The organism is Microbispora amethystogenes (assembly GCF_016863015.1).
GTDB classification, from domain to species: domain Bacteria; phylum Actinomycetota; class Actinomycetes; order Streptosporangiales; family Streptosporangiaceae; genus Microbispora; species Microbispora amethystogenes.
Window position 1 is genome coordinate 40,706 of record NZ_BOOB01000044.1, and the last position, 15,217, is coordinate 55,922.

General features: G+C 72.5%; 15 protein-coding genes and 1 riboswitch. Of the genes, 6 read left to right on the forward strand and 9 right to left on the reverse strand.

Annotation, left to right across the window (positions count from 1 at the left end; translation table 11 throughout):
* Nucleotides 1-115 precede the first annotated feature (115 nt).
* Nucleotides 116-260: riboswitch (cyclic di-AMP (ydaO/yuaA leader) on the reverse strand.
* A gap of 237 nt (nt 261-497) precedes the next feature.
* The 6 genes from Mam01_RS27215 to Mam01_RS27240 form a co-directional block, all read right to left on the reverse strand.
* Nucleotides 498-920, reverse strand: a complete 423-nt coding sequence (locus Mam01_RS27215) for a hypothetical protein (protein WP_204288013.1) — start codon at nt 918-920, stop codon at nt 498-500.
* Nucleotides 917-1,447, reverse strand: a complete 531-nt coding sequence (locus Mam01_RS27220; RefSeq protein WP_204288014.1) for a hypothetical protein — start codon at nt 1,445-1,447, stop codon at nt 917-919. Before Mam01_RS27220 ends, Mam01_RS27215 begins: the two co-directional genes overlap by 4 nt.
* Nucleotides 1,448-1,610: 163 nt before the next feature.
* A complete protein-coding gene (locus Mam01_RS27225) occupies nt 1,611-2,045 on the reverse strand; it encodes an SPW repeat protein (RefSeq protein WP_204288015.1) in 435 nt (144 codons plus the stop codon).
* 153 nt (nt 2,046-2,198) lie between these two features.
* Nucleotides 2,199-3,974 carry a glycoside hydrolase family 15 protein gene (locus tag Mam01_RS27230; protein WP_204288016.1) on the reverse strand — a complete coding sequence of 592 codons (1,776 nt, stop codon included), beginning with the start codon at nt 3,972-3,974 and terminating at the stop codon, nt 2,199-2,201.
* 102 nt (nt 3,975-4,076) lie between these two features.
* Nucleotides 4,077-5,384, reverse strand: coding sequence for a D-arabinono-1,4-lactone oxidase (locus Mam01_RS27235; RefSeq protein ID WP_204288017.1), 1,308 nt, complete (start codon nt 5,382-5,384; stop codon nt 4,077-4,079).
* Between the two features lie 70 nt (nt 5,385-5,454).
* Nucleotides 5,455-6,117, reverse strand: a complete 663-nt coding sequence (locus Mam01_RS27240; protein WP_150938497.1) for a peroxiredoxin — start codon at nt 6,115-6,117, stop codon at nt 5,455-5,457.
* A gap of 147 nt (nt 6,118-6,264) precedes the next feature.
* Here Mam01_RS27240 and Mam01_RS27245 point away from each other — a divergent pair, with 147 nt between their 5' ends.
* Entirely contained in the window at nt 6,265-6,909 is a 645-nt protein-coding gene (locus Mam01_RS27245; protein WP_204288018.1) for a class I SAM-dependent methyltransferase, read from the forward strand.
* Nucleotides 6,910-6,929: 20 nt separating this feature from the next.
* Here Mam01_RS27245 and Mam01_RS27250 read toward each other — a convergent pair whose 3' ends face one another.
* On the reverse strand, nt 6,930-8,216 hold the full coding sequence (locus Mam01_RS27250; protein ID WP_204288019.1) for an MFS transporter: 1,287 nt from the start codon (nt 8,214-8,216) through the stop codon (nt 6,930-6,932).
* A 113-nt stretch (nt 8,217-8,329) separates the two neighbouring features.
* A complete protein-coding gene (locus Mam01_RS27255; RefSeq protein WP_204288020.1) occupies nt 8,330-9,514 on the reverse strand; it encodes an SGNH/GDSL hydrolase family protein in 1,185 nt (394 codons plus the stop codon).
* Nucleotides 9,515-9,724: 210 nt separating this feature from the next.
* Here Mam01_RS27255 and Mam01_RS27260 point away from each other — a divergent pair, with 210 nt between their 5' ends.
* The 5 genes from Mam01_RS27260 (at nt 9,725) to Mam01_RS27275 (ending at nt 14,416) form a co-directional block, all read left to right on the forward strand.
* Complete coding sequence (locus Mam01_RS27260) at nt 9,725-11,236, forward strand: glycoside hydrolase family 43 protein (protein WP_239101658.1); 1,512 nt, start codon at nt 9,725-9,727, stop codon at nt 11,234-11,236.
* Nucleotides 11,237-11,255: 19 nt separating this feature from the next.
* The gene (locus Mam01_RS27265) at nt 11,256-12,140 is read left to right on the forward strand and encodes a 1-aminocyclopropane-1-carboxylate deaminase/D-cysteine desulfhydrase (RefSeq protein WP_239101659.1); all 885 of its coding nucleotides are present in this window, start codon (nt 11,256-11,258) and stop codon (nt 12,138-12,140) included.
* 128 nt (nt 12,141-12,268) lie between these two features.
* Entirely contained in the window at nt 12,269-12,403 is a 135-nt protein-coding gene (locus Mam01_RS37430) for a hypothetical protein (protein WP_275409091.1), read from the forward strand.
* On the forward strand, nt 12,400-13,503 hold the full coding sequence (locus Mam01_RS27270) for a methyltransferase domain-containing protein (protein WP_204288022.1): 1,104 nt from the start codon (nt 12,400-12,402) through the stop codon (nt 13,501-13,503). The genes Mam01_RS37430 and Mam01_RS27270 overlap by 4 nt, the downstream gene beginning before the upstream one ends.
* 100 nt (nt 13,504-13,603) lie before the next feature.
* Nucleotides 13,604-14,416, forward strand: coding sequence for an SAM-dependent methyltransferase (locus tag Mam01_RS27275; RefSeq protein ID WP_239101660.1), 813 nt, complete (start codon nt 13,604-13,606; stop codon nt 14,414-14,416).
* Between the two features lie 53 nt (nt 14,417-14,469).
* On the opposite strand, the gene Mam01_RS27280 is transcribed toward Mam01_RS27275, so the two are convergent.
* On the reverse strand, nt 14,470-14,820 hold the full coding sequence (locus tag Mam01_RS27280) for a nitrogen regulation protein NR(II) (RefSeq protein ID WP_204288024.1): 351 nt from the start codon (nt 14,818-14,820) through the stop codon (nt 14,470-14,472).
* Nucleotides 14,821-15,217 lie beyond the last annotated feature (397 nt).

Here is a 15,217-nt window from a genome sequence, read left to right on the forward strand (position 1 = left end):
GCAGCCCGTCACGGGCGCGCCGTCACCCCGGAAGCCTGGAGACGTTCCAGGGCGGGCATGTGGTCCGGGAACGGAACCCGGGCCGGGTGGGCAGGTGGAGCGGACACTCCACGCGCTCTCCTCTCCTTGGCCGCCTACCGGGTTAGCTGACGGGTTCGGGCCAGGAGTAGCCCTACCGGATGGTCCGGATTCACCCCAGAAGAGACGTGGGTCCCCGGTTCCCGGGTTCGATGACATCCGGGATTCGGCGGTCGCCGGTCGTCCTCGGGTTGAGGACCACGCACCGGCGTACTGACCGGAAGCATAGTAGATCACGAGTAGGACACGACCGAAAACCCGGCAAATAGGTCTATTTCCGCCTCTTCCGCATCATGCTTCCGCAGGTCCTCGCACTGGCAGCGCCCAATCGTGATATGCGCCACAACACCCGGTGAGGGCTCGGCGGGGCCCTGCGGCCTGCCTGAACGGCCTGGAGCACGTGAACGGCCGGGTCGGCGTCATCGGCTACTGCTCCGGCGCGGCAGATATTCGATCGTCCGCTCGTCCGCCCCGGGGAAAATCATGATCAGGAGGTCCTGGGTGCTCCCCGGCTCCCCGGCCGGCACACGGTAGTGCGCCCGGATGCGATACCGGTCCCTGCCCCGGAAAGCGAGGTTCGGCAGATCGCTCTCCCCCTGGATCAGATCCATCAGCTCTATACGACCGGTCGGGCTCCGGTAGCCGACCTCGACCACATGGTCCCAGCCACTCACCTCGACAGGTGGCCGGCGACGGTACAGCTCCGCCGTCAGGCAGTTGTCGAAGTCGGAGTGCGTGATCACCATCAGATGACCGGGGAGAGCGGCGACCAGGCCGTTCGCCTGCGCTCTCGTCAGCAGGTCGTCGTCGAGCGCGGCCTCCGTCTCCAGGGACTCGATCACCCCGCCGACCTGCGCGGCAGTCGGAGGAGCGCCGGGCGCAGCGCCCGGCGAAGCCGGTGGCGGGGCATGCGCACCGCCGTGAGCGCGCACAGGGCGGCCACGGCGGCGACAGCCTCCGGGAGGAGCATCAGCCTGACCCCCAGAGCCCCGCCCCACCTGTCCAGGCAGCCTGTGTCCCTTGCGAGGTCCAGCGCGAACGCGAACGGGGCGAGGCCGAACAGGACGAGCAGCGGCGCCGCCGCGACCCGGGCGAGCACCCGCCCGGCCCGGGGGCGTCCCGCCCGGGTGGCGGCCCAGTGCGCGGCGAACGCGACAACGATGCCGGGGAGCCCCGAATACCAGGCCAGGGGGAAGTACGTACGGGCGGGCCACCACACGTCGGTGGCGGAGTCGTAGAGATCGCGCACGGGGCAGTACCCGAACGAGAACCAGGCGAAGCCGTGCTGGGCCAGGGTCAGGCTGTAGGCGAGCCCTGCCGACGACACCGCCAGAGCGGCGGCCCACCACCAGCGTGATCTTCGCGACACGAGCCGACGTTATCGCCCGCCCCCGACAGAGTCGCGGCGCGAAGGCGGGCCGCGGCAGGGGCCGCCCGTGTGACGGTCCTGGGGCGGGGAGACCGGCGGAGGACAACCTCCGCCGGCCGTCCGCCGTACGCCACCCGCGCCGGCTGGGGCGCGGCGACGCCGGCTACCACTCGCCGCCGGGTGCGCCGACTCCCCTGCGCCGGCCGTGCTCGTGCTGCCGGTAGTTGGCCGCGAACGCCAGCGCGCCGAGGCCGAACAGGAAGATGATCGCCCCGGTGACCACGTTGTTCCAGATGGTCGCGGTGGTCGCCGGCTGGCCTCTGATCACCCACGGCGCGATGATCGCCCAGACGCCGAGCACCGGTGTCACCCAGCTCACGCCGTACGTCCGGCCGAAGGCGGAGGCGCAGCTCAGCGCGAGCGCCGTGACGACCAGCCCGACGATCAGGTTGTTGACCGTAAGGCCGCCGAACCCGGTGAATCCCACGATCCACGGCGAGATGGCGAGATAGAGCCCGGCGAGGAGCGTCACCGCGTCCATCACCTGCGCCGGGGCGGTGGATCCCGCCCTGTCGTACGTCTGGCGTAGCTCCGTCACATCCGGGCGTCGAGCCAGACCTGGTTGCACCATGATGTGTCACCTCTTCTCCCAGGTGGCCGGGGGCCCGAGACCCCTCTCTTGCATCATGCGTCCGTAGGCGCCGCCGAGGGGAGACCGCGAGACGCGCCGAATGCAGATGAAGTACATCTGTCAGGCAGATCGCCCCGGCGCCGCCAGGGCCCCCGCCGTGTTGACGATCGAGACGTGGCTGTAGGCCTGGGGGAAGTTGCCCGCCTGGCGGCGGCGGCCGGGGTCGTACTCCTCCGCCAGCAGGCCGACGTCGTTGCGCAGGGACAGCAGCCGCTCGAACAGCGTCCGCGCCCGCCCGCGCCGGCCCAGCAGGGCGAGCGCGTGGGCGAGCCAGAAGGAGCAGGGGATGAAGACCCCCTCCCCGCCCGGCAGCCGGTCCACCTTGTCGGCCTCCGGCCGGTAGCGCAGCACGAACCCGTCCTCCGTCAGCTCGCGGCACACGGCGTCGACCGTTCCCGCCACGCGGGGGTCGTCCAGCGGCAGGAAGCCGAGCCGGGGGATCAGCAGCAGCGCGGCGTCCAGCCCCCTGGAGCCGTAGAACTGGGTGAAGGTGTTGCGGCCGGGGTCGTAACCGTGGGCGCACACGTCCCGGTGGATCTCCTCGCGCAGCGCGCGCCAGCGGCCCACCGGCCCGTCGAGCCCCTGCCGCTCCACCGAGGCGACCATCCGGTCGGCGGCCACCCACGCGAGGACCTTCGCGTGGACGAACGGGCGGCGCGGCCCGCGCACCTCCCAGAGCCCGTTGCCGGGCTCGCGCCACGCGCCCTCCAGATACTCCATGAACGCGCGCTGCAGGTCCCAGGCGTCCTCCTCCGGCCCGAGCCCCGCCTCCCTGGCCTGATAGAGGCAGTCGATCACCTCGCCGTACACGTCGAGCTGGAACTGCCGGGAGGCGGCGTTGCCGACCCGCACCGGCCGGGATCCCTCGTATCCCGGCAGCCGGTCGAGGGTCCGCTCGGGCATCCGGCGTCCGCCGTCGATCGTGTACATGATCTGCAGGTCGGCCGGGTCGCCGGCGACGGCCCGCAGCAGCCAGTCACGCCAGGCGGTCGCCTCCTCGGCGTACCCCGCCTCGATGAGCGCCCGCAGGGTGAACGAGGCGTCCCGCAGCCAGCTGTAGCGGTAGTCCCAGTTGCGGGAGCCCCCGATCTGCTCCGGCAGGGACGTCGTCGGCGCCGCGACGATCCCGCCGGTCGGGGCGTAGGTGAGTGCCTTGAGCGTGACGAGGCTGCCGGACACCGCCTCGGTGTAGTCCCCCCGGTAACGGCACCGGCCGAGCCACTCCCGCCACACGCGCTCGGTGGTCGCCAGTTCCTCTGCGGCCTCCAGCCGGCGCGGGCGGCCCCGCCACGACTCCTGCCAGGTGAGCACGAACGGCACCCGCTCCCCCGCCGCGACGGTGAACGAGGCGGTCGCGGCGCCGGGCCGGGACTCCTGCGTCAGCGTCACGGGTGACTGGAGCCACGCGGCGTTCGGACCGGCGATCACGGCCAGTTCGCCGCCGCGTTCGCGCGTCCAGGGCACCACCTCGCCGTAGTCGAAGCGCAGGAGCAGTTCCGTACGCATCTCCACCCGGCCGTGCACGCCCTCCACGATCCGGACGACGTCGGGCGCCTCCTCGCGCGGCGGCATGAAGTCGAGGACCCGCACCCGCCCGCCGGGGACGTCCCAGGTCGTCTCCAGCACCAGCGTGCCGTCGCGGTAGCGGCGCCCGGCGCACGTCCCGCCCGCGGCGGGCGCCAGCAGCCAGCGTCCGGCCCGGTGCCCGCCCAGCAGGGCCGCGAAGCAGGCGCCGGAGTCGAAGCGGGGCAGGCACAGCCAGTCGACCGAGCCGTCCCGGCCCACCAGGGCGGCGGTGTGCATGTCGCCGACGAGCGCGTAGTCCTCGATCCGCATGGCGCTCCCCCTCACCCGTACGGCCGGGGCCGGGGGCGGGCCCGTACGCCGGGGACGCGGCCGCGGCACACACCTACCCCGGCACGTCCCCGCGAATCGGGTCTACTCGCGCCCGAAGACGTACCGCTCGACGTAGTCGTTGGCGAAGACGCCCCGGGGGTCGTGGTGCCGCGCCAGGGCGGCGAAGTCGTCCATGCGCTCGTAGCGGGAGCGCAGGACGTCCGGCGGGAGGGTGAAGATCTTCCCCCAGTGGGGCCGTGCCCCGTACGGCGCCAGGCGCTCCTCGATCGCGGTCAGCACCGGCGTCACGGCGGCCGGGTCCTTGACCCAGGTGAAGTGGAAGGCCACGGTGTCACGCCCCTGGCTCGGGCTCAGCCAGAGGTCGTCGGCGGCGATGCTGCGGATCTCCGAGATCTGCAGGACCGGGGCGATGCGGTCGCCGATCGCGCCGAGCGCGCGGAACGCCTCGGCCGCGTGCCGCCGGGGCACCATGTACTCCGACTGGAGCTCCTCGCCGCTGCTCGGGGTGAAGTCGGGCCGGAAGTGCGGCAGGCGCTCGAACCAGGGGCCGGGCGTCCCCATCTGGGTCGTGCAGTGCACCGGGGACACGCCGGGCACGGGGTGGCGCGGGCCGTCGGCCGGGGCCGCCCCGAAGAAGCCGCCGCCCGCCTCCGATTCGTCGAGCCCGGCGGAGGCGGTCGTCCCTTCGGAGCGGGAGGCGGGGGTGAGGCGTTCCTTGACCCAGACCTGGTTGACGCGGGAGGTCCGCCAGTCGGTGAACAGGCTCACGCTGTAGGCGGCGGACATGACGGCGTCGAACCGGTCGTCGAGCACCTCCGCCGGGAGCCCCTCGTACACGCGCTGCCGGACGTCGAACGCCGGGAGGAGATCGAGCGTCAGGGCGACGACGGCGCCGAGCGCGCCGAGCGACACGACGGCGCCCCCGAACCGGTCGCCGTCCGCGTCCCGGCTCAGCGTGACGAGGTCGCCGCCGGCGGTCACCATCTCGATCGCGCGTACGGACGTCGCGAGCCCGCCGTTGCCGTCGCCGGAGCCGTGCGTGCCGGTCGCGCAGGAGCCCGCGACCGAGATGTGCGGCAGGGACGCGAGGTTGGGCAGGGCGTAGCCCTTCTCGTGCAGGCGCCGCCCGAGCTCGCCGTACCGCACGCTCGCGGCGACCCGGACGGCCGCCGCCGCGGAGTCGACGTCGATCTCGGGGGGCAGGCCGTCCAGCGAGACGAGCGCGCCCGGCGAGTCGGCGATGTGGTTGAAGGAGTGGCCGCTGCCGAGGACGCGGACCTTCCCGCTCCTGGCGACCAGCCCGCGGAGTTCCTCCAGCGAGGACGGCCGGTCGACCCGCTCGGCCCGGAAGGTGATGTTGCCCGCCCAGTTCGTCACGTCTTGAGTCACCAGATGAGTTTTACCGGAACATCACCGGCGTGCCGGGCCCGGCGCACGCCGTACGACTCAGACGGACGGCTCAGATGGGGCGGCCGGGGAGGCTGGCGAGGTACCAGTCGACGAGCTTGACCCTCTCGTCGGCCTGCCTGGCCTCCACCTCGGCCTGGGTCCGCGGCGCGCCCAGCAGCACGTCGTCTCCCGGCCGCCAGTTGGCCGGGCAGGAGACGCCGTCGCGGTCGGCCGTCTGCAGCGCCTCGACGAGCCGGAGGATCTCGGGGACCATGCGCCCCGCGTTCATCGGGTAGTAGAGGATCGCGCGCACGACCGACTCGGGGTCGATGACGAAGACCGCCCGCACCGCCGCCGTGGTCGACGCGTTCGGGTGCAGCATCCCGTACGCGCGGGAGATCCGCGTGCCGACGTCGGCGACGACCGGGAACGGCACCCGCACGCCGAGCCTGTCCTCGATCGCCCGGGTCCAGGCGAGGTGGCTGTGCACGGAGTCGACCGAGACGCCGAGCAGGGCGACGCCGCGGGCCGCGAACTCCTCGGCGAGCTCGGTGAAGGCGACGAACTCGGTGGTGCAGACCGGGGTGAAGTCGGCGGGATGGCTGAACAGCACCAGCCACCGCCCCGCGTAGTCGGCGAGCCGGACCGGCCCGTGCGTGCTCTCGGCCTCGAAGCCGGGGGCCCTGTCGCCGATGAGCGGCAGCCGGGTGGCCGGCTCCGCGGCAGAAGTCATGACGTGCTCCTCTCCATCCGCTCACTGCGCCCGTACCCGCGTTGAGCGGTCACGACGACGCGCTGTTCGCCCCGGTTCGGTAATCGCGCACGGCGGCGTCGCGACAGCCCGCCGCGCCGGGGGAATGAACCTCGCAAGGGGGCTGCCATGACCGTGCCGGTGACGACGGAGATCAGCCATCCGCTGTTCGCGCGCTTCTACACCTGGTTCAGCCAGGTGCTCGATCGGCGGGGCCTCGCCGGGCAGCGGGAGGCGCTGCTGACCGGGCTGTCGGGCCGGGTGATCGAGGTCGGCGCGGGCAACGGGCTGAACTTCCGCCACTATCCGCCGTCCGTGACCGGTGTGCTGGCCGTCGAGCCGGAGCCGCGACTGCGGGCGGCCGCCCGCCGCGCCGCCGAGGCGGCGGCGGCGCGGATCGACGTGGAGGGCGGCCTGGCCGAACGGCTCCCGGCCGCCGGCGGCGGGTTCGACACGGCGGTGGTGACGTTCGTGCTGTGCTCACTGCCCGACCCCGGCGCCGGGCTGCGGGAGATCCGCCGGGTGCTCGCGCCGGGCGGGCGGCTGCGCTTCCTCGAACACGTCCGCGCCGGGGACGCCGGCTGGGCCCGCGCCCAGGACCTGCTGGACGCGACGGTGTGGCCACGCCTGGCCGGCGGCTGCCACACGGGCCGGGACAGCGTGGCCGCGATCGAGGCGGCGGGTTTCACCGTCGAGTCCCTGGACCGGTTCGTCTTCGCCTGCGGTATGCGCAGCCCGATCTCCTTCTGCGTGCGGGGCGTGGCCCGCCGCTGAGCGAGCCGGCCGACGGGTGGTCAGTCCGCGCTCGGCTGTGGCCGCCGGTCCGGGATCTCCGGGTGCGCCGTCCCGGCCTCGTACCGGCGGAAGGCCGGGACGGCGAAGCCGGCGACCAGCACGAGGAGGGCGCAGACGAGACCGCCGCCCGCCCAGGAGGGCACCAGCCCGAAGGTGTCCGCTGTGGCGCCCGCCCGGAGGTCGCCGAGACGCGGGCCCCCGGCCACCACGACCATGAACACGCCCTGCAGCCGCCCGCGCATCTCGTCCGGCGCGTACGTCTGCAGGATCGTCTGCCGCCACACGGCGGAGGCGAGGTCGATCGCGCCACCCACGGCCAGCAGCGCGACGACCAGCCACAGCGGCTGCGCCAGCGCCGCCGCGGACACCGTGACCCCCCACAGGGCGATCACGAGCGTGAGCGCCACGCCCTGCCGCCGTACGCGGCCGATCCAGCCGGACAGCAGCCCGGCGGCGACCGCGCCGATGGCGATGCTCGCCGACAGCCAGCCGAACGCCACGGCCGACCCGCCGAAGCGCTCGGCCGTCATCTCGGGGAACAGCGCCCGCGGCATCGCGAAGGCCATCGCGATGATGTCCACCACGAACGACATCAGCACGACCGGCCGGCTCACGACGTAGGCGAGCCCGTCGGCGACCGACCGCAGGCCCGGCCGGGAGATCTCGCCGAGGGGCGCGAGCGACGGCAGCCGTACGGCGGCGTAGAAGCCCGCGCCGAACAGGACGGCGTCGATGAGGTACGCCAGGGCGTAGCCGCCCCGGGCGAGCACCACCCCGGCCAGCAACGGCCCCACCACCGTGCCGACGCTGCTGACCAGGAAGTTCAGGGTGTTGGCCGCGGCGACCCGCTCGGTGGGGACGATCCGGGGGATGATCGCGCCGCGCGTCGCCGAGGTGACGGCGAAGCCGATCGACTGCAGGGCGATCACCGCGAGGATGAGGTGCACGCTCCCCAGCCCCGACCAGGCGTGCAGCAGCAGGGCGATCGTCGACACCCAGGCCACGACCGACCCGGCGAGCAGCAGCCGGCGGCGGTCCATCGCGTCGGCCACCGCGCCGCCCCACAGGCCGAAGACGACCAGCGGCACGAGGCTCACCGGGCCGAGCATGCCCACCCACAGCGACGACCCGGTGATGCTGTAGACCTGACCGCTCACGGCCACCGCGGTGAGCTGGAAGCCGACGAACGACACGCCCTGGCCCACCAGCAGCCGCCGGTACGCCGGGATGGCCAGGGGCCGGGTGTCGAGTGCGACGCGCTTCAGGACTGCCTGGACCCCCGACACCCTTTACCTCACCGATCTGGGTAAATCGACCAATTCGCGTACTTTACCCTGATCGTGTTATCGGGCCCCTCCGGGGTGGGCCGCCGGTGGCGGGGTCACTCGAACCCGAAACCTTAGTCGTAGCCGAAAGCACGGGGCAGCGGCTCGTCGCGGAACAGGCGGGCCGGGACGGCGTCCGCGAGCGCCCGGTAACCGGCCGGGTTCAGGTGCAGGCCGTCCCCCACGTCGTACGCCGGGAGGAGCCGCCGGGGGGCGGCCGGGTCGCGGGCGGCGCGGTCGAAGTCGACGACGGCGTCGAAGCGGCCACTCGTCCGGATCCACTCGTTGACCGCCTGCCGGGACCGCTCCCGGTGCCCGCCCGGGTCGTCGTAGGCGTCGTTGCCGCCGAACGGCGTCAGCGTCGCGCCGTACACGCGGATGCCCCGGGCGTGCGCACGGCGGACGACCTGGCCGTACGCGGCGATGAGGTCCTCGGCCACCTGCTTCTGGGCCGCCTCCGCCGCCCCGGCCGTGCCGATGTCGTTGATCCCCTCGAACAGGACCATCCAGCGCACGCCGCTCTGCGCGAGCACGTCGCGGTCGAGCCGGGCGAGGACGTTCGGGCCCAGGCCGTCGTCGAGCACCCGGTTGCCGCCGGCCCCCTGGTTCACGATCGCCACCCCGGAGGTGGCGCGCCGGGCGTGCAGGCGGTCGGCCAGCCGGTCCGGCCAGCGGTCGTTCCCGTTGGTGGTCGAGCCCCTGCCGTCGGTCAGCGAGTCGCCCACCACGACGGCCGCGGCGGCCGAGGGCCGGGCCCACACCTCCACGCCGCTGAGGAAGTACCAGTGGTCGGCGAGCGCCGCGCCGGGGAGTGTGACGTCCTCGGTGTGGTCCCCGGCCAGCAGGTGTGAGGTGGTCCTGGAGCCCGGGTGCGAGGTGACGGCGGAGGAGCGCTGCCCGTCCGCCAGGTGGACCGTCACCGTGAGGACGGACCGGGGCGCCAGGTCGAAGCTCAGCGGGTCGGAGACCGCCTGCGCCCCCGCCGGGATCACGACGGACGGACGGCCGTGGAAGGTCACCTGCCGTGAGGTCCCCGGCCGGATCTCGCCGGTCCCCGCCCGCCCGCCGCCGGGAAGCGCGACGGCGACCCTGGTGAGAGGCAGCGGGGCGCCGCCGAAGGCGTTGGAGAAACGCAGCCGCGCCCGCCGCCCGCCCACGGTGACGCGCAGGGTCTGACGCAGCGTGCTGCCGGCGAAGACGATGCCTTCTCCCGCGAACGGCGCGGGCGGCATGTTCTCCGGCTCCGTGAGCTGCGGCATCGACGCCCAGGTGGCGACCCAGTGGCCGGCTGGCCCGCGCGCCGCCAGAACGGCGCGCCGCCGGGTGGATCTTGACGCGTTGCGGATCATCCGCCTATGGTCCCGTCCAGCCAGGCCTGCGATCCACCCGGCATACATTCCCGGCGCACACTCCCGGCACAGCGGAGCACGGAAGGGCGAACCCTGCTTATGCGGACGTACCGGAATCCCGTGATCGGCGGGTTCCACCCGGACCCGAGCGTCTGCCGGGTGGGTGAGGACTACTACCTGGTCTGTTCCAGTTTCGAGTACTTCCCGGGTGTGCCGATCTTCCACAGCCGTGACCTGGTCCACTGGCGGCAGATCGGCAACGTGCTCGACCGGCCGTCCCAGCTGCGCCTGCCTCCCGAGGCCGTCGCCTCCGGCGGGATCTTCGCCCCGACCATCCGGCACCACGACGGCCTGTTCTACATGATCACGACGAACGTGAGCGAAGGCGGCAACTTCCTGGTGACCGCGGAGCGCCCCGAGGGCCCGTGGTCGGACCCGGTCTGGATCGACCTGCCCCGGGTCGATCCCAGCCTCGCCTGGGACGACGCGGGCGACTGCTGGCTCACGACCTCCGGCCCCCGGCTGGCGCGGATCGACCCGGCGTCCGGCGAGGTCCTGGAGGGCCCGGTCGACATCTGGCCGGGCACCGGCGGCAAGTATCCCGAGGCGCCCCACCTGTTCCACGTCGGCGGGTGGTGGTATCTGCTCCTGTCGGAGGGCGGCACCGAACGCGGCCACGCCGTCTCCATCGCCCGCGCCCGCTCCCCGCGCGGGCCGTTCGAGCCCGGCCCGGTCAACCCGATCCTGACCCACCGCGGCACCCCCCGCCCGATCCAGAGCACCGGCCACGCGGACCTCGTGTGCGCGCCCGACGGCACCTGGTGGATGATCCTGCTCGGCGCCCGGCCCCGCGGCTACTCCCCCGAGTTCCAGGTGCTCGGCCGGGAGACCTTCCTCGTTCCGGTGGAGTGGGTGGACGGCTGGCCGGTGGCGGGGCCGGTCGAGGAGCGTCACCCCGCCCCCGCCGCCTGGCACCCGCTCCCCCCGCCCCCCGTCCGCGACGACTTCGACGGACCCGGCCTGGCGCCCTGCTGGATCTCGGTGCGCTCCCGTCCCGACGGCTCCTGGTCGCTGACCGAGCGCCCCGGCCGCCTGACGCTGCACGCCACCGGTCCCACCCTGGACCGTCCCGGCCACACCTTCTTCGGGCGGCGCCAGCAGCATCACGACTGCCGCGTCAGCGCGCGTCTCGACCCCGACCCCGGCCGGGCCGGGCTGTCCGTACGGCTCGACGAGGCCCACCACTACGACCTCGAGGTGTCCGGCGGAGAGGCGTCCGTGATCGCCAGGATCGGCCCGTTGCGCCAGGTCGTGGCACGTCGCCCGGTCGATCCGGGGCCGCTCACCCTCACGGTCCACTGCCGTACGGCCGATCCGCTGCCGCCGTCCGTGACCAGTGCCGCCGAGGCCGGCGCCGGGCCGGTCGGCGTGGGCGCGCGCGGGCCGGACACGATCGCCTTCTCGGCCGGCGGCGTCCTCCTCGCCGAACTCGACGGCCGCTACCTGTCCACGGAGGTGGCGACCGGGTTCACCGGCCGGGTGATCGGCATGTACGTCACCGAGGGCAGCGCGTCCTTCGACTGGTTCGACTACGAGGGGACCGACGACGAACCGGTCCTTCCCGTCGCTTGACGAGCGGGCCGAATCCGCCGTGGAGAACGCCGGCTCCCTGTTTCGCCCGCCCTCGCCGGTGGAGGAACTGATCGACCCCCGCCTCGCGGCGCGCGGCGTCCGCCTGTTGCTCAAGCGCGACGATCTCCTCGATCCCGAGATCCCCGGCAACAAATGGCGGAAGCTGAAGTACAACATCGAAGCCGCCCGGCGGTCGGATCACGCGACGATTCTGACGTTCGGGGGCGCCTATTCCAACCACATCCGGGCGACGGCCGCGGCGGGCGCCATTTTCGGCCTGCGCACCATAGGCGTCATCCGGGGCGAAGAACATCTCCCCCTCAACCCCACGCTTGCCTACGCGGCCGGACGTGGAATGACCCTGACCTATCTGGACCGCCCGACATATCGCAGAAAAACGGAAAGCGAGGTAATAGAGGCCCTCCACCGCCGCTTCGGGGACTTCTCCCTGATTCCCGAGGGCGGAAGCAACGGGCTCGCGGTGCGGGGATGCGCCGAGATGCCGGACGAGATCACGCAGAACTTCGATCTCGTCTGCTGCCCCTGCGGGACGGGCGGCACGCTCGCGGGCATCGCCGCGGGCCTGCGTGGCGACCAGGAGGTGCTCGGCTTCTCGGTGCTCAAGGGAGCCAACTGGCTGGACGACGAGATCCGGCGCCTCCAGGAAGACGCGTACGCCACCCCACAGGGCAGGTGGCGGGTGAACCTGGATTATCACTTCGGCGGATACGCGAAGACGACGCCGGAACTGCTGTCCTTCATCGCGGACTTCGAGAAGCGGCACGGCCTGCGCCTGGACCGGCTCTACACCGGCAAGATGATGTACGGGATTTTCGACTTGACCGAAAAGAACAGGTTCTCTCCCGGCACCACCGTCGTCGCGGTCATCACCGGCCCGATCTGACACCCGAAACCCCTTAATTGCCGCTTTCGTCAACGTGCGCTTTCCGCTGACCGGGTGGCGCCGAGGCACTATGTCCCGCACAGTGAAGATGTGCCGCCCATGAACGATCGCAAGGAGGGGAGAGAAACATGGGCAAGGACGAGGACGACAGGCCGCCGAAGCATGCGGGACCGCAGAAGCAGGACAAGCCGTTCGTCCCAGAGAAGCCGACGAAGGAAAGCGGAGACGGTCAGGGGAAAGGCGGAGGGACACGGGGCAAGTGAATCTCCGTGAACGTATCGACGCCCTCGCCGACGCGCTGGCGGCCAATGGCGAGCTGACCGATGAGAGATGGCGCGCGGCCCTGCACGCTGTGCCGCGTCATCTGTTCGCCCCGGCGGTGGCCTGGGCGGAGCCGTACGCGGCGCCGGGCTACCGCATCGATCGGGACACCGACGCGAGCGCCTGGTGGGACGCGGTGTACGCCGACCACCCGATCATCACGCAGCTCGACGACGGAGCGACCGAGGTGGGCGGCGGGGAGGGCGTGTATTCGTCCTCGCTGTCGGCTCCCGGTGTCGTCGTGGACTTCCTCGAACTGCTGAGTCCCTATGACGGCGACCGCGTCCTGGAGATCGGCACCGGAACCGGGTGGACGGCCGGGCTGCTGTCCCATCGCCTGGGTGACGGGAACGTGGTCAGCGTCGAGATCGACCCGGCGGTGCACGAGGCGGCGGCGGCCGCCCTCGAGCAGGCCGGTTTCGGTCCGCGTCTGGTGCTGGGAGACGGCGCGGACGGCTGGGCGGAGCAGGCTCCGTACGACCGGGTCCATGTCACCTGCGGTGTGCGGGAGGTGCCGTACGCGTGGGTGGAGCAGACCCGCCCCGGCGGAGCGATCGTGCTGCCCTGGATGCCGTGGTTCGAGCCGGGCCACAAGCTGTGGCTCACAGTCGGACGGGACGGCACGGCGACCGGCCGGTTCGCCGGAGGCGCGCACTACATGATGATGCGGGCTCAGCGCGTTCCCGCTCCGCCGGAGCATGAGGGCGGTTACGGCAGGCGCACGGCGAGGGTGGATCCCCGCCGAGTGCTGCGGGCAGGGTTGGGCGCCGATGTCGCGATCGCGGGATGTCTGCCCGACGTCTCGGCGAGTCTCGGCACTGGCGAGGAGTTCGAGATCTGGTTGTGGGCCGGGCGGTCCGGGGCCTGGATCACCGGGTCGGAGGTCCGGCAGTTCGGTGAGCGCAATCTGTGGGACGAGGTCGAAGAGGCGTTCTTCCGCTGGGTGGAGTGGGGAAGCCCGGGCCGGGACCGGTTCGGGCTGACCGTCACCCCGGATGGTCAGCACCTCTGGCTCGACAGGCCGGACAACGTGATCCGCTGACCGGTGGCGGTGCCGGTATTCGCGATTACCTGACAGGTCGGTCAAATCCGCCGTGAGCGTCCCTATGATGGTCGAAGATCGAGACGCTTGGGGGCAGAGCGTGCACGACGAGCAGGCACCGGACTGGGTGATCGACCCCTCCACGCCGAGCGTGGCCCGGATGTACGACTACTACCTCGGCGGCAAGGACCACTTCGCCGCCGACCGCGAGGCGGCCGAGAAGATCATCGAGATCCTGCCGAACGCCCGCGACGTGGCCCGGGCCAACCGCGCCTTCCTCGTACGGGCTGTACGGCACCTCGCGGGGGCGGGCATCCGGCAGTTCCTCGACGTCGGCACCGGTCTCCCGACGCAGGAGAACGTCCACCAGGTGGCCCAGGCCGTCGCGCCGGACTCGCGGGTCGTCTACGTCGACAACGATCCGATCGTGCTCGTCCACGCCCGCGCCCTGCTCGCCGACAACCCCCGGTCCATCGTGGTCGCCGGCGACATGCGCGAACCCAAGGCGTTGCTGACCCACCCGGCGGTCCTCCGCCACCTCGACTTCGGCCGGCCGATCGCGTTGATCATGCTCGCCGTCCTCCACTTCGTCGTCGACGACGCCGAGGCGGCGCGCATCATCGGGACGTTCCGCGAGGCGCTCGCCCCGGGGAGTCACGTGGTGATCTCCCACGGCACGCCCGGCGACCTCGACGAGGACGCGGTCCGGCGAAGCCGGGACGTCTACACCGCCACCACCAGCGGAGGCGCCGTACCGCGCACCACCGCGCAGGTGCGGGGCCTGTTCGACGGCCTGCGCCTGCTGGAGCCAGGCGTCGTGCCGCTGGAGGACTGGCGCCCCGAGCGGCCGGAGACGTCCCTGAAGAGCAGGCCCGGAGCCGGCATCGTGGGCGGCGTCGCCGTCGTCCCCTGACCGGCGACCCCCGGTCCGCCCCGGCCGACGGCCGCTCCATGGTCGCTTCGTGGTCACTCCGCGGTGAGGACGAGGATCAGGCCGTGGACGGAGGCGTCGTCCTCGTGCAGCGGCGTCACCGTGACCGACAGCCGGGTGGCACGGCCCCGCCGGTTCACGACCGTGACCGACAGCCGGGTGGCACGGCCCCGCCGGTTCACGGCCTCGACGCTCGTCGTGGCCGGCTGCGGCCCGCCCGGCGGGCCGCCGTCCAGCACGCGCCGCAGTTCGGGCCGCAACGTCGCGACGGGCAGCCCTATGTCGAGCGTGTGCAGGGCGCGGCCGGCGGCCTCCCCGGCGCGCAGCCCCCACAGCTCCTGCACCCCGGAACTCCACAGCAGCACCCGCAGGTCCCGGTCGAGCACATCGTTGCGCCCGAAGATGAGCTGTCAGCGCAGGTCTCGCCGGAAGGCGAACGCGCCGCCGGCTCGAAATGCTTCTCCCTTGATTCCGGCGGCACGCCGACCATCTGGCAAGTACAACGCCACCCGTGCCAGGTGGAGAGCCCATGGTCGTAATCGTCAGGTCTTCCACCACGATCACGCCGAAGGTCCGTGCGAGTTCGGTGGTGGTCCGGTGCTGCCAGTCGACGGCCCGGCGCTTGGCTGTCGCGCGGAGCAGGGCGATCCGGTCATAGGTGCGGGCCAGCCGCTTGGACGCAGGTCGGCCGGGAACGCGAGTGCGGCGCTGGCGGGCCGACTTCCTCTCCAACCGGCGCAGGCGTTGTCTCTCGCCGTCGCGCAACCACGCCCCGTGCTCGCT

What these genes read in the sequence shown, in the direction of transcription:
- Mam01_RS27230 (WP_204288016.1), bottom strand. Translation starts at nt 3,974, where the DNA reads ATGCGGATCGAGGACTACGCGCTCGTCGGCGACATGCACACCGCCGCC.
- Mam01_RS27240 (WP_150938497.1), bottom strand. Translation starts at nt 6,117, where the DNA reads ATGACTTCTGCCGCGGAGCCGGCCACCCGGCTGCCGCTCATCGGCGAC.
- Mam01_RS27245 (WP_204288018.1), top strand. Translation starts at nt 6,265, where the DNA reads ATGACCGTGCCGGTGACGACGGAGATCAGCCATCCGCTGTTCGCGCGC.
- Mam01_RS27255 (WP_204288020.1), bottom strand. Translation starts at nt 9,514, where the DNA reads ATGCCGCAGCTCACGGAGCCGGAGAACATGCCGCCCGCGCCGTTCGCG.
- Mam01_RS37430 (WP_275409091.1), top strand. Translation starts at nt 12,269, where the DNA reads ATGGGCAAGGACGAGGACGACAGGCCGCCGAAGCATGCGGGACCGCAG.